This window comes from Bacillus sp. JJ634 (assembly GCF_036962285.1).
GTDB lineage: Bacteria > Bacillota > Bacilli > Bacillales > DSM-1321 > Peribacillus > Peribacillus asahii_A.
This window is the reverse complement of the sequence record NZ_JBALMU010000080.1, coordinates 1-13,329: the sequence shown is the minus strand read 5'-3', so window position 1 is coordinate 13,329 and position 13,329 is coordinate 1. Positions and strand designations below refer to the sequence as shown.

At 38.3% G+C, this 13,329-nt stretch carries 15 protein-coding genes, 1 tRNA gene and 1 riboswitch; of the genes, 1 reads left to right on the top strand and 15 read right to left on the bottom strand.

Going from position 1 to position 13,329, the window contains the following annotated elements:
• Positions 1 to 23: 23 nt before the first annotated feature.
• The 13 genes from V7068_RS13290 to V7068_RS13230 all read right to left on the bottom strand — a co-directional run bounded on the left by V7068_RS13290 (position 24) and on the right by V7068_RS13230 (position 9,704).
• Entirely contained in the window at positions 24 to 299 is a 276-nt protein-coding gene (locus tag V7068_RS13290; protein ID WP_252291078.1) for a GNAT family N-acetyltransferase, read from the bottom strand.
• Positions 300 to 510: 211 nt separating this feature from the next.
• A tRNA-Arg gene (locus V7068_RS13285) sits at positions 511 to 584 on the bottom strand.
• A 48-nt stretch (positions 585 to 632) separates the two neighbouring features.
• On the bottom strand, positions 633 to 1,145 hold the full coding sequence (locus V7068_RS13280) for a metallophosphoesterase family protein (RefSeq protein ID WP_499713184.1): 513 nt from the start codon (positions 1,143 to 1,145) through the stop codon (positions 633 to 635).
• Position 1,146: 1 nt separating this feature from the next.
• Positions 1,147 to 1,755 carry an XTP/dITP diphosphatase gene (locus V7068_RS13275; RefSeq protein WP_499713183.1) on the bottom strand — a complete coding sequence of 203 codons (609 nt, stop codon included), beginning with the start codon at positions 1,753 to 1,755 and terminating at the stop codon, positions 1,147 to 1,149.
• A gap of 234 nt (positions 1,756 to 1,989) precedes the next feature.
• Complete coding sequence (locus V7068_RS13270; RefSeq protein ID WP_499713182.1) at positions 1,990 to 3,066, bottom strand: GerMN domain-containing protein; 1,077 nt, start codon at positions 3,064 to 3,066, stop codon at positions 1,990 to 1,992.
• Positions 3,067 to 3,214: 148 nt separating this feature from the next.
• On the bottom strand, positions 3,215 to 4,015 hold the full coding sequence (racE, locus tag V7068_RS13265) for a glutamate racemase (RefSeq protein WP_127761561.1): 801 nt from the start codon (positions 4,013 to 4,015) through the stop codon (positions 3,215 to 3,217).
• A gap of 471 nt (positions 4,016 to 4,486) precedes the next feature.
• Complete coding sequence (locus V7068_RS13260; RefSeq protein WP_028392149.1) at positions 4,487 to 4,711, bottom strand: helix-turn-helix domain-containing protein; 225 nt, start codon at positions 4,709 to 4,711, stop codon at positions 4,487 to 4,489.
• Between the two features lie 233 nt (positions 4,712 to 4,944).
• On the bottom strand, positions 4,945 to 5,238 hold the full coding sequence (locus V7068_RS13255) for a hypothetical protein (RefSeq protein WP_499713181.1): 294 nt from the start codon (positions 5,236 to 5,238) through the stop codon (positions 4,945 to 4,947).
• Positions 5,239 to 5,325: 87 nt separating this feature from the next.
• Positions 5,326 to 5,643 (bottom strand): hypothetical protein, encoded by a 318-nt coding sequence (locus V7068_RS13250; RefSeq protein WP_499713180.1) that lies wholly within the window; start codon positions 5,641 to 5,643, stop codon positions 5,326 to 5,328.
• 194 nt (positions 5,644 to 5,837) lie between these two features.
• Positions 5,838 to 6,299, bottom strand: coding sequence for an acyl-CoA thioesterase (locus tag V7068_RS13245; protein WP_499713179.1), 462 nt, complete (start codon positions 6,297 to 6,299; stop codon positions 5,838 to 5,840).
• A 194-nt stretch (positions 6,300 to 6,493) separates the two neighbouring features.
• On the bottom strand, positions 6,494 to 7,255 hold the full coding sequence (gene sdhB, locus V7068_RS13240) for a succinate dehydrogenase iron-sulfur subunit (RefSeq protein ID WP_127761565.1): 762 nt from the start codon (positions 7,253 to 7,255) through the stop codon (positions 6,494 to 6,496).
• Between the two features lie 18 nt (positions 7,256 to 7,273).
• The gene (sdhA, locus tag V7068_RS13235) at positions 7,274 to 9,025 is read right to left on the bottom strand and encodes a succinate dehydrogenase flavoprotein subunit (RefSeq protein ID WP_499713178.1); all 1,752 of its coding nucleotides are present in this window, start codon (positions 9,023 to 9,025) and stop codon (positions 7,274 to 7,276) included.
• Positions 9,026 to 9,095: 70 nt separating this feature from the next.
• The gene (locus V7068_RS13230) at positions 9,096 to 9,704 is read right to left on the bottom strand and encodes a succinate dehydrogenase cytochrome b558 subunit (protein WP_127761567.1); all 609 of its coding nucleotides are present in this window, start codon (positions 9,702 to 9,704) and stop codon (positions 9,096 to 9,098) included.
• A 375-nt stretch (positions 9,705 to 10,079) separates the two neighbouring features.
• On the opposite strand from V7068_RS13230, the gene V7068_RS13225 reads away from it, so the two are divergent.
• The gene (locus V7068_RS13225) at positions 10,080 to 10,532 is read left to right on the top strand and encodes a YslB family protein (protein ID WP_252286941.1); all 453 of its coding nucleotides are present in this window, start codon (positions 10,080 to 10,082) and stop codon (positions 10,530 to 10,532) included.
• Positions 10,533 to 10,582: 50 nt separating this feature from the next.
• Here V7068_RS13225 and V7068_RS13220 read toward each other — a convergent pair whose 3' ends face one another.
• Together V7068_RS13220 and uvrC are read right to left on the bottom strand one after the other, a co-directional pair.
• Positions 10,583 to 11,815, bottom strand: a complete 1,233-nt coding sequence (locus V7068_RS13220; RefSeq protein ID WP_499713177.1) for an aspartate kinase — start codon at positions 11,813 to 11,815, stop codon at positions 10,583 to 10,585.
• Positions 11,816 to 11,934: 119 nt separating this feature from the next.
• Positions 11,935 to 12,111, bottom strand: a riboswitch (Lysine riboswitch).
• A 61-nt stretch (positions 12,112 to 12,172) separates the two neighbouring features.
• Positions 12,173 to 13,329: excinuclease ABC subunit UvrC (gene uvrC, locus V7068_RS13215; RefSeq protein ID WP_499713176.1), on the bottom strand; the 1,157-nt coding region annotated here is incomplete at its 5' end.

The window sequence follows — 13,329 nt, the reverse complement described above, 5'->3', positions numbered from 1 at the left end:
GTTTCGCTCTCAGTTTTTCGCCATTATTTAGCAATTATATCTTGATATTCTTTATTTTTTTCAAACTCTCTTACAACAAAGGAACACTCTGGCACAATCTTAAGATTTTCTTGACGAGCAAATTCAACAACTTTTTCAACGAGTTGGTTACCAATTTTTTGTCCACGCAGCTTCTCAGAAACGTATGTATGATCCACTGTAATTTGCTTATCTCCTGAATGCACATACGTAATTTCTGCTAATTTCTCACCCTCTGCTTCAATAAAAAAGCGATTTTCGCCATGCTCAATATTTGCCATGTTCTTCCCTCCTATTTTTCTAAAACATGGAAATATCATACATCATTTAAGCCGACAATTCAAATAACGGAATCCGTTTTCAACGTTCAGCCAGCAGAATTAAATCTAAAAAATCGTTATAAAATCATTTTTCAGATTCCCTTCTTATTCAAAAACAAAAATAAAAAAGCTGATACACAGAAGCGTATCAGCTTTTTTCATGACTAGCTAGCGTCCCAGGAGAGATTCGAACTCCCGACCGACGGCTTAGAAGGCCGTTGCTCTATCCTGCTGAGCTACTGGGACATATAGGATAGACAGGAAGAAATACCTGCCTATTCATTATATCTAATTTTAGCTGATTTGATAAGTATTATTTAATTCTTCGACTACTTTTCCTGTAATATCATAAAAAGTCACGGTCACTTGCTGATCTATAATATCGAGGATGGCATACGTCTTCTCCCTGCGGCCGCGCGGTTGACGAATGCTGCCAGGATTAACATACAGCCTACCATCAATTAATTCAGAGCCGGCTGCATGCGAATGACCAAAGCAAATAATCTTCGCATCCACTTCCTCGCTTCTATAGGAAATACTAAGAAGCGTCATTTTCACATTATATAAATGTCCATGTGTAATCAAAAACTTTTGATTTGCTATTTCTTCGACAATATCATTGGGATACGTCATATCGCAATCACAATTACCACGCACCGCTGTCCATTCCATCATAAGCGGGTCTTCTTTCATAAGTTCAGAATCGCCACAGTGAATCATCGATACTACTTCATGTTTATGTCGTTCTGTGATTATACTGATTTCATCTGTTAAGCCATGACTGTCACTCATAACAAGCACTTTCATCTTACTTTCCTTCTTCCTTTAAAAATGCATCTAACTTATCTTCAAGTGCTTTTAAAGCATTAGCACGATGGCTAATTTTATTTTTTTCTTCTTTTGTCAGTTCGGCTGTTGTTTTTCCTAATTCCTCTACAAGAAAAATTGGATCATAACCAAAACCGTTGTCACCTACAGGTTGTTCTGTAATAATTCCTTCAATTGTTCCTGATACCGTAATCGTTTCTTGATTTGGGGAAGCGACTGCTAGAGCACAATAAAATCTCGCTGTCCTCTTTTCCGTTGGTACACCTGCCAATTCACGCAACACTTTGTTGGTGTTCGCTTCATCATTTTTTTCTTCTCCCGCATAACGCGCAGAATAAACACCTGGGCGTCCATCTAATGCATCAACGATTAATCCAGAATCATCAGCGACAACGACTTGATTATATTCCTTAGCAATGGCCTCTGCTTTTAAAATAGCATTCTCCTCAAAAGTTATCCCTGTTTCTTCTACATCAGGTGAATGAGGCACATCAAGAAGCGTTTTTACTTTATATCCTTTTGCTTGAAATAAACTTTCGAACTCTTTCGCTTTTCCTTCATTTTTCGTAGCAATAATAACAGTCTTCACAAGAGGCATCTCCTTTTATTTAAGCTCTCTGTTAAATAGCTTTCATTTTAGGCTCATTTAACCTTTCAGCAAGTCTGAACGGCATGTAAAACCCCATTTTCACACGAATAAGGTAAAAATCGTATGACAAAGCCTGATTTAACTATATAGTATGTATACCCCCAGTCTAACATAAATGGCTCAATTCGATAAAAAAATAAAGAGGCAGCGTATCGCTAACCTCCATTTTCAACATTAGAAGCTTCCTGTATTCACTTGATCCGGACGAACGACTGGCTCTGATAACTTTTTCCCTTCTTCATTGACTACGTCCGCTTTTCCATTCACCTGTATTTCTACACTTTCGATGCCTTTTTGTTCAGTTAAAGATAAAACAAGTGCATTTAGCAACGATTGTGACACTTTCTTCTCCTTCTCTTTAAAGCTATTTAAAATAGACTCATTAAAATTCAACGTCACTTTGCCATCCTCAAGAACCGGCTTATCAACCAAAGCGATATCTGGAACAAATTCAGTTTGAAGCTTAGACGACATCGCAGGTCCCTTCGCTAATTCAGTAATAGCAGCCGTAATATTATCTTCCGTATTTTCACTTACTCGACGTGTAACCGGGACATAGTAATAATTGCCTGGTTCTCCCCCTACATAATAAACGGTTAATGCTTTTGTATTCGTAATATCAACAACATCACTTGTATCTAGATTAATCCCTGACGCACGTGATAATTCTTCATGAATCGGTGTGCCTCCTACGGGCATTTCTGTTAATTCCTCACCGTTTAAGCGCAACTGCACTTTCTCAATGGATTCGAATTGAGTCAGTGTCCAAGTAATAGCTTGTAAAATCTTTAACTCATCTTCTTTTTGGTAATTTTTAAACTCTTTTGAGAAGTCGGCAATGGCGACACCGTCTTTAATATCTACATCTACCTGTGTATCCGCAGGGAGAACCGCTCGGAAACCATTTGGCAGCATATCTGTCACAGGGCCTTTCTCGACTAAATATTCCAAAGCCTGTTTTGCTGCTCCTTCAGATTTCGGTAGTTCAATCGTTTGCGGGACAACGTAACCATCTTTATCAATTAAATAAAGCTCCCTCTTAATTGTATTCTTAACTGCTTCCTCTTTTCCTTCCCCGCTTTGACTATTACCATTCGTCTCCTCAAGAGCCGGCTGCTCATCTACTAAGGAAACATCTGTAGGAGGATCAATTTGTTTTTTCTCTTCCCCACCAAATAAGCCGCAGCCAGCAAGCCAAACAGAAGAGGCTAAAAGCGTTGTCACTACTGTTATTTTTCTTATTTTGGACATAAAATCACTCCTAGGACAGTTTGTACTACTATTTATACGAGCCCTCTAAGATTTTAGACCTTTTATTGAAAGAAGCGGGGGTAAATTATATAGTCCATAATATAGGAATCTTATAGAAAAACTAAAAAAAGACCTCCAAATGGAAGTCCTATAAAGAATCAATTTTAATGGTTTCAACCGTTTCAATATCACGATTAAGCCATTTTGAAGCAATTTCACTAAAGATATCTTTAGATCCTGTCGTGAAAAAACGATGGATAGGACGCACTTTACTTCGATTCATTAATCGATAGTAGTCCAAGATTACACTTGCTTCACGGGCCGTTTCATCCCCTGAGGAAATCACCTGTACACGACCTCCCATATAGCGGGAAATAACTGGACCAAGCAATGGATAATGCGTACAACCAAGAATTAACGTATCAATCTTTGTTTTCTTTAAAGGCTTTAATGTTTCTGCGACAACCCTGTCCACAATCTCTCCCTCAAACTCACCGCTTTCAACGATTGGAACAAATTTTGGACAGGCTAAACTTGTCACTTTCACATGATCATTAATAGAAGCAAGCGCTTCATCATACGCATGACTTTTTACCGTTCCAATCGTGCCGATTACACCAATATGTAACGTATCGGATACTTTGATTGCTGCCCTTGCCCCAGGATGAATAACCCCTAGCACAGGAATTGCCAGCTCTGCTCGAATATCCTCTAAAACAGCAGCTGTCGCTGTATTACAAGCAATAATTAGCATTTTAATATCGTGTTTTAATAGAAAACGGGTCATTTGCCACGTGAATTTTTTTACATCTTCTTTCGATCTTGGTCCATAGGGACATCTAGCCGTATCTCCTAAATAGATAATCTGTTCGTTAGGAAGCTGTCGCATAATTTCTTTTACAACCGTCAACCCACCGACTCCTGAATCTATAATTCCAATTGATTTCAAAAAACTCGCCTCATTCTTCCTTCATTTCATGGTGCAACTTTGTTAGAGTAGCTTTCAAAGAAGCGTTGTCTATATTACTAAAGAAAGTAGCATGTCAATCAAACAACAAATTACTTCATAACTCTAGCTTCTTATCCGCTTCCTGAAACCTTATCATACTCCCATTTTGGATGAAAGTGAATGAGATTTCAACCATTGGTTAGAAAAACACGACTTATCTCCCCTCTTTATAAAAATCAATATCTTTTTATACTACAACCTTTTAACTCTTAAAATACAAGACGTGTGAAACCAAGGTTTCACACGCAACGATTCTAGAATCAGCAGCGTCCTAATATTATATAGTTACAGGACAAAAACAGAGCAGCAACATAGGTGTTGAACAATGAATTGTTTAACATTTCCTTTGATGCTGCTCACCATGGGAGAGAATTTTCTATATGAATATTTACATAGAATGCAGTCAAAACATTAAAGCTTAAGTTCTCCCATACGAAGGAGTTCTATAACCGCTTGTGAACGCCCCTTAACTCCAAGCTTTTGCATCGCATTAGAAATATGATTTCGAACTGTTTTCTCGCTTATAAACAATTCACCTGCGATTTCTTTTGTTGTTTTGTCCTGTACTAGTAACTCAAATACTTCTTTTTCTCTTTTGGTGAGTAGTGGCTTATGAGTGAATTCGTTCTCCTTCAATTAATGTAACCCTCCTTGCCTTCACCAGCATAAAACCCGGAGTGGGTGTCTATTTAGTCACGATATAGTATGTCGATAAAGGCGAGGGAGTGACTCTTTTGCTTATATAATTTAAATTTTCTTTTTTAACCTTTTTAAAATTGTGGATAACAAAATGACGTTAGGCTCATTTGTGTAAGACCATGTTCATGTACATCTTTGAGTTATGCTGAAAGGCTGCTCACCTTTCTATTTCAATCATTCGCTTCCCGTTGAATAAATATTTCCTGATTCAATCCACCCTTCGTCTTCCCTGATACTTGAAAGGTCGCTGTTTCACCAGCTTTTACTTCTAACTCTAGAGGATCAGTGATTAACCAATCTATTTTATTTTGGATCGTATAGATGCCCGGCGGTACTTCAAACACTACCTCTTGACCACGAGCTATTTTTCCTGCCACTTCACCATTTAACATTATTTGAAAATAGCGGAACATTGCGTAGAATCCTTTTTTCCTTATAACCTTTATGTATGCTATTTCAGGCACTATACTTCCTCCTTTTTCTTATTAGTTCTGTTAAATAACGTTATTGATTAGCATAGCCTTCTTATCATGCTGATTTTGTAACATCAGCTACGGCATCCAAAAGTTGAAGACAATACTCCATATTCCTTTGGAAGATGTCAGCAAGAAGACAATATTCTCTAACAGAGGATTGACACCAAGCGTCGGTATATAAAAATACGAAATATTATAAAGCGACCATTGATTATCGTCTAAGTCATTAAGAAATTGGTTAAAACTGCTCTCTCCCTCTTCCCTAAATACACTCATGCTTCTAACTGCTTCTACATTTCCAGCATCACTAAGCAGATTAAATGCTTCATCCAATAATGCAAATTCTTCTGTCTCTATTCGTTTAGTATTAAAAGAATAATAGTCTAGCATCATATTGGAAATTTCATATTAGCACATTTTTCTAAACTTATACTAAAATACCTGCAATATTTTATTGTAAGTAAAGAACCGAACAACTTCAAACACCTTTCAAGCATCTCTCAGAAACAGCAACAACGAACCAGGACTATCCAATCAAAAAAATCTCCTAGAATTCTTTTCCTAGGAGATTTTACATATGACTATTCTTACTCTACCTCTTGAAATTGTCCTAATATCGCTTTCACTTCTTCACTCCAAGGAAGGGATCTCCCAGTAGCTTTCGAAATTTGAACAATTGCTCCCCTGCCCGTATAGCAAACCGAGCCGTCTTCTCTTGTAATCATATAATGAAGATCCACAGACGAAGTACCGATTTTAGCTGCCTTAACGTGCACATATAAGCGCTCATCAAAAAACACTTGTTGAAGATAATCACATTGCAAATCAGCTACAACAATGATGGCATCATCGTTTGCCTCTAACCATTTTTGCATTAAGCCTAAATGCTTAAAATATTCCATTCTTGCTTCCTCAAAATACGTGAATGTAACCGTATTATTTAGATGACCGAACATATCTGTTTCCGAAAAACGAACCTTCACCTCTTGCTTAAAGGAAAAACTAGCTTGCCACTGTTCAAAATTTCCAATATATGAAATTCTACTCAAAATGCTGCCTCCTCTTATTTCAATGAATGGTTATTCATTCATTTTAAAGCAAAATTTATATAATTGAAAGAATTTTACATAATATACCTGGATTTCATAGAATAGTCTTACACACCTTTCACCATAGAGCTAGAATGAAAATACGCAAAAAAAGAACCTGCATCATAAGATACAGGTTCTTTTCATACAATTGATTAAACTTGATCGCTTCCGAAGAAGTTACGGAATGATTGAATTGCAGTATCACGGTTAAGAGCTGCAATCGAAGTTGTTAATGGAATACCTTTTGGACAAGACTGTACACAGTTTTGTGAGTTACCGCAGTTAGCAAGTCCTCCATCTGTCATGATTGCATTTAAACGTTCTGCTCGGTTCATCGCACCAGTTGGATGAGCGTTGAATAAACGAACTTGTGATAATGGTTGTGGTCCAATAAAGTTTGAGCTGTCGTTCACATTTGGACATGCTTCTAAACATACACCACAAGTCATACATTTAGATAATTCGTAAGCCCATTGACGTTTACGCTCTGGCATGCGAGGACCTGGTCCAAGATTGTACGTTCCATCGATTGGAATCCAAGCTTTTACTTTTTTCAAGTTGTCGAACATGCGGCTACGGTCAACTTGAAGGTCACGAACAACTGGGAAAGTACGCATTGGTGCAAGACGAACAGGTTGTTCTAATTGATCAACAAGTGCTGTACATGATTGTCTTGGTTTTCCATTGATAACCATTGAACAAGCTCCACATACTTCTTCCAAACAGTTCATATCCCAAGCAATTGGAGTTGTTTGTTTACCGCTTTTTGTTACAGGATTACGACGAATTTCCATTAATGCTGAAATTACGTTCATATTAGGACGATACGGTAATTCAAATTCCTCATCATAAGGAGCTGAATCTGGTGTATCTTGACGAGTGATGATAAAACGTACAGTTTTAGTTTCAGACATTTGGTGTTCTCTCCCTTCTTAATGTGTAGTTGTGTAGTCGCGTTTGCGAGGTGGAACTAGCGACACATCGATATCTTCATAATGGAATGCTGGCGCTTGATCTAGACCTTTGAACGTAGCCATTGTTGTTTTCATGAAGTTCTCATCATCACGCTCTGGGAACTCTGGTTTGTAGTGCGCTCCACGGCTTTCGTTACGGTTTAAGGCACCAATTGTCATAACACGAGCTAATTGCAACATGTTTTGTAATTGTCTAGTAAATGCAGCACCTTGGTTGCTCCATTTAGCAGTATCGTTAATGTTGATGTTTTTATAGCGTTCCATCAACTCAAGAATTTTGTTATCTGTTTCTTTCAATTTATCATTGTAACGAACAACCGTCATGTTATTCGTCATCCATTCTCCAAGCTCTTTATGAAGAACATAAGCATTTTCTGTACCGTCTAATGACATGACGTTATTCCATTTCTCTTGCTCTTGTTTTACATAGCCGTCAAACAATGAAGAAGGAAGTGCGTCCGTTGTTTTCTCTAAACCTTCGACATATTTAGCTGCATTTGGTCCAGCTACAGATCCACCATAGATAGCAGATAGAAGAGAGTTAGCTCCTAGACGGTTCGCACCGTGTTGAGAGTAATCACACTCACCAGCAGCAAATAGACCTTTGATATTTGTCATTTGGTCATAATCTACCCATAATCCACCCATTGAATAGTGAACCGCAGGGAAAATTTTCATTGGAAGTTTACGTGGATCTTCACCCATGAATTTCTCGTAAATTTCAATGATACCACCAAGTTTAATATCAAGTTCTTTAGGATCTTTATGTGAAAGATCAAGGTAAACCATGTTTTCCCCATTGATACCTAGCTTATCGTTTACACATACGTCGAAGATTTCACGAGTCGCGATATCACGAGGTACTAAGTTTCCGTATGCTGGGTATCTTTCTTCTAAGAAGTACCAAGGTTTTCCGTCTTTATATGTCCATACTCGTCCACCTTCACCACGAGCAGATTCACTCATTAGGCGAAGTTTGTCATCACCAGGAATCGCTGTTGGGTGAATTTGAATGAACTCACCGTTCGCATAGTTAACACCTTGTTGATATACGATAGATGCTGCTGAACCTGTGTTGATCATTGAGTTTGTAGATTTACCAAAGATAATTCCTGGTCCACCGCTCGCCATAATAACAGCGTCAGCAGGGAATGCTTTGATTTCCATAGAAGCTAAGTTTTGAGCAACAACTCCGCGTGCTGTTTGTTGTTCATCGATTACAGCTCCAAGGAACTCCCAACCTTCATATTTCGTTACAAGACCTTCTACTTCATAACGACGTACTTGCTCGTCCATCGCATAAAGTAATTGTTGACCAGTTGTTGCGCCAGCAAATGCTGTACGGCTATGTTGTGTTCCACCAAAACGACGGAAGTCAAGTAAACCTTCTGGTGTACGGTTAAACATAACGCCCATACGGTCAAACATATTGATAATTCCTGGTGCTGCTTCACACATCGCTTTTACTGGTGGTTGGTTCGCTAAAAAGTCCCCACCGTATACTGTATCATCAAAGTGGATCCATGGAGAATCCCCTTCACCTTTTGTATTAACTGCTCCATTAATACCGCCTTGGGCACATACAGAGTGAGAGCGTTTTACAGGAACTAGTGAGAATAACTCAACCTGTTTCCCCATCTCTGCCGCTTTAATCGCAGCCATTAAACCTGCTAGTCCGCCACCGACGATAGCTATTTTACCTTTACCCAATCTTGTCACTCCCTTATTTCCATTATCAAAAGTCTCGTAATAATCTTCTTTTGCTTAATTCATTCGCTTATCATACAAAAGCGAAAATTGCGCTAACACCAATGTAAGAAAGTGCAACGAATACTACTAATGTAACATAAGTCATGATTTTTTGTGATTTAGGTGTAATTGTTAATCCCCAACTAACTGCAAATGACCATAATCCATTAGCAAAGTGGAAAATCGCTGAGATAACCCCCACAATGTAGAATGCAATCATAAATGGACTAGAGAAGATTTCAGCCATCATGTCAAAGTTAACTTCTGCTCCTAAAGCCTTTTGAATTCGAGTTGCCCAAATGTGCCAAACAAGGAAAATTAAAGTGATAATTCCAGTTACACGTTGTAACATGAACATCCAGTTACGGAAGAACCCGAATCTTCCTAAATTGTTTTTAGCTGTAAAAGCAATATAGATTCCATAAACAGCATGAAAAATTAATGGTAGATAGATGACAACCCATTCTACCACTATCAACATTGGCACATATTCAATTGCATGGGCCGCAGTATTGAAAGTTTCCTCTCCTTTTGTTGCCATAAAGTTCACTGATAGATGGAAGATGAGGAATAACCCGATTGGAATTACCCCAAGAAGTGAATGAAGCCTACGATTTCCAAACTCACGATTTTTTGCCACTAAGTGCCCCCCCTTAATTTGTGAAAAATCATGCTCAGATAAATTGGTGGCTACCTTTTATCCTCGCATAAATGCAAGTATAGAATTTTCCCTATACTTTTTTACAATTATGTGACACCACTATTTTACTCCTCACTTGTATGTGCGTCAAGAAAACGGATACAAGATTTCTTTTTTTCACGATAGAAATTCATGCTAATCCATCAAGATGAATTCTTAATTATCTAAATTTTTACAAAAATTATTATTATAGGTATCTATATCTCGAAATAATATGTTAATATTTTCCAATAATTCCCGAAAATATTTTAAAAAATAGTACAGCATCAAAATGAAAATTGTTTATAATAGATTTACAGAAAGAGGCGATTCACAATGAAAAAAAATCTCGCAGAAACTTTAGAAGACTCTGCAATAAACGAACTTCAAATTCCTACTTTTGGCTATGAACTCATTCGAGAAATTGTCTTAGATAATATCCTCGGACAAGACTCCTACCAAATCCTTTATTGGACTGGAAAACAGTTAGCTAGAAAGTTCCCTTTGAGTAGTATGGGTGAAGTGGTTGCATTTTTTCAAAGTGCTGGCTGGGGTGATTTAATCATCGAAAAAGAAACAAAAAATGAAATGGAACTCACCTTAACCGGAGAAATTATCAATCGCCGCCTAGAGCTCTATTCGGACTGCCATTTCCAACTAGAAACTGGATTCCTCGCTGAGCAGAGCGCCCTTCAAAAAAAATGCAGCAGTGAAGCAGTTGCTGAAATTAAAAAACGCGCAAAAAGAGTCATTTTCACGGTTCAATGGGATCCAAAAGATCCACTTTAATCGTGCTGTAAAACAGACTTACAATAAAGTAAGTCTGTTTTACACCTCTATTAAGCTAACGTTTTTGAATGGGCACCTAAGTTGAAGGCAACATGCAGAGCTTCTACCGCTTTAACCATTTCCTGTTCATTGATAACGGTTGACACTTTAATTTCTGATGTACTAACCATTTTCACCTGGATTCCCGTGTTCGCCATCACTTCAAACATTTCAGCTGCGACTCCAGGGTTTGAGACCATACCTGAACCAACGATTGATACTTTCGCTAAGCCATCTTCTGTTTCGATTCTTTCAAACTCAAGGTTCGGTTTATTACTTTCCAATACTTGAAGAGCTTCTTGAAGAGCCTCACTTTTAATTGAAAACGAAAGATTTGTTGTCTCTTCAGATGTCATTGTTTGAATAATAATATCTACGTTAATATGATGCTTTGCAAGCGTTGTAAAAATTGTTGATAAAGTGCTAAGTGTACGCGGTAAACCAAACACCGTCACACGTGTAATTTTATCTTCAAAGGCAATACCTCTTACAATTAAATTTTCTTCCATTGTTGCTTCCTCCTCAATAATCGTCCCTGATTCTTTCTCCATACTAGAACGTACTTCTAGTGGAATGTGATAATTTTTAGCAAACTCAACCGCACGTGGGTGAAGTACGCCAGCTCCTAAATTGGCAAGTTCTAACATTTCATCATATGAAATCGATAAGAGCTTTCTTGCCTCTTTAATATAGCGTGGGTCCGTCGTAAATACGCCCGTTACATCCGTATAAATGTCACAGCGTTGCGCTTTCAGTGCGGCAGCTAGTGCAACAGCTGTTGTATCTGAACCTCCGCGCCCTAATGTCGTAATGTCCCCTTCCTCATCTACCCCTTGGAATCCAGCAACGACAACCACTTTCCCTGCTTGCAATTCCGCTTCCATACGTTTCGTATCAATTTGTAAAATGCGTGCATTGCCATGAACTGCTTCCGTTTGGATTCCTGCTTGCCATCCTGTAAATGAAATCGTTTGCTGACCTTGCTCAAGTAAGGCCATTGTTAATAAAGAAATCGTAACCTGCTCACCTGTTGACAGCAGCATATCCATTTCACGCTTACTTGGATTACCTGTAATTTCCTTTGCCATTGTTACTAATTCATCCGTTGTTTTTCCCATCGCTGACACGACGACAACGACATCGTTCCCTCTTTCTACTTCTTCCATGACCCGTCTTGCCACATTTTTAATTTTCGTGACACTTCCGACGGATGTACCGCCAAACTTCTGTACAATAATTGGCATATTCATTCATCCTCTCTGTTGTTTACGCTAAACTGAATTTGATATGTACAAGCACAAAAAAAGCAACGAGATATATCTCATTGCTTTGTCCGCGAAAAATACTATAAATACGGCAAATACAGTGAGATAGCTCTCCAGGAAATTCTTCCTGACAGTCTGCCATTTATTCAATGTCAAACCAGAAAAACAAAGTATGAGTTTTGTTTTCCTTCGGCGATTTCCCCTTTCAAAACCTTTCACAGAAGCTCATACTTCTCCGGGTTTCTACTCTTGAATCTCGCACCTCTATCAACACTCTTTAATTGTCATGTTCAAAATTCTTCTTGAGTATAGCATAGAGGAGAAAGTGAATCAAGTTCATTTCTGAAATTTTTGGAAGACGGCCTCAGCTACTTTTTCGGGCATACCTGCTTGAACGAGCTCTTCAATAGAGGCTTCTTTTATTTTTTTAAGCGAACCGAATGATTTAAGCAATTGCTTACGCCTCTTCTCACCAACTCCTGAAATATCGTCAAGCTGTGAATGAATCGCATTTTTCCCACGAAGTTGCCGATGAAAAGTTATCGCAAATCGATGCACTTCATCTTGAATTCGCTGCAATAAATAAAACTCCTGACTCTGTCGGTCAAGTGGAATGATTTCAAGCGGATCCCCTATCATCAATTCAGATGTACGATGCTTCTCATCCTTTACTAGACCAGCTAACGGTATATCGAGGCCTAATTCATTCTCCAAAATATCCCTAACCGCTTCAACATGTCCTTTTCCTCCGTCAATAATGATTAAATCCGGTAATGGCAGGCCTTCTTTTAACACACGCGAATATCTTCTGCGTACAACTTCCCGCATCGACTCATAATCATCCGGCCCTTGCACCGTTTTAATTTTATATTTGCGGTATTCTTTTTTTACTGGCTTCCCATCTATAAATACAACTAGTGCAGATACAGGATTTGTTCCTTGAATATTGGAGTTATCAAACGCTTCAATACGATGAGGTGTATAAATTCCTAACTGCTTCCCTAAATTCTCGACAGCCTTTATAGATCGTTCCTCATCTCGTTCAAGAAGAGAGAATTTTTCGTGTAGTGCTAATTTAGCATTTTTATTCGCTAAATCAAGCATGTCCTTTTTCTGACCACGTTTTGGTTGAATAATTTTCACATCGAGAAGACGTTCCGCTAAATCTGCCTCAACCGTCTCTGGAATCAAAATTTCCTTCGGCTTTAAGTGATGATCCATTTCATAAAAACGGCCTAAAAAGGTAAGCAGTTCTTCCTCTGGTTCATTATAAGCTGGAAAAAGCGAAACATCGCGTTCAATTAATTTCCCCTGACGTACGAAAAACACCTGCACACACATCCAACCCTTATCATAGGCAAACCCAAAAATATCGCGATCTGTAAAATCATTCGTCATCATCTTTTGCTTTTCCATCGTAACATCAATATGAGCAATTTGGTCACGTAACTCCTTTGCTCGCTCAAAATCTAATTCTTCAGCAGCGGCATGCA

Coding starts and splice junctions, on each gene's coding strand:
- V7068_RS13290 (WP_252291078.1), bottom strand. CDS start 299: ATGGCAAATATTGAGCATGGCGAAAATCGCTTTTTTATTGAAGCAGAG.
- V7068_RS13270 (WP_499713182.1), bottom strand. CDS start 3,066: ATGTCCAAAATAAGAAAAATAACAGTAGTGACAACGCTTTTAGCCTCT.
- V7068_RS13250 (WP_499713180.1), bottom strand. CDS start 5,643: ATGATGCTAGACTATTATTCTTTTAATACTAAACGAATAGAGACAGAA.
- V7068_RS13280 (WP_499713184.1), bottom strand. CDS start 1,145: ATGAAAGTGCTTGTTATGAGTGACAGTCATGGCTTAACAGATGAAATC.
- V7068_RS13220 (WP_499713177.1), bottom strand. CDS start 11,815: ATGCCAATTATTGTACAGAAGTTTGGCGGTACATCCGTCGGAAGTGTC.
- sdhB (WP_127761565.1), bottom strand. CDS start 7,255: ATGTCTGAAACTAAAACTGTACGTTTTATCATCACTCGTCAAGATACA.
- V7068_RS13225 (WP_252286941.1), top strand. CDS start 10,080: ATGAAAAAAAATCTCGCAGAAACTTTAGAAGACTCTGCAATAAACGAA.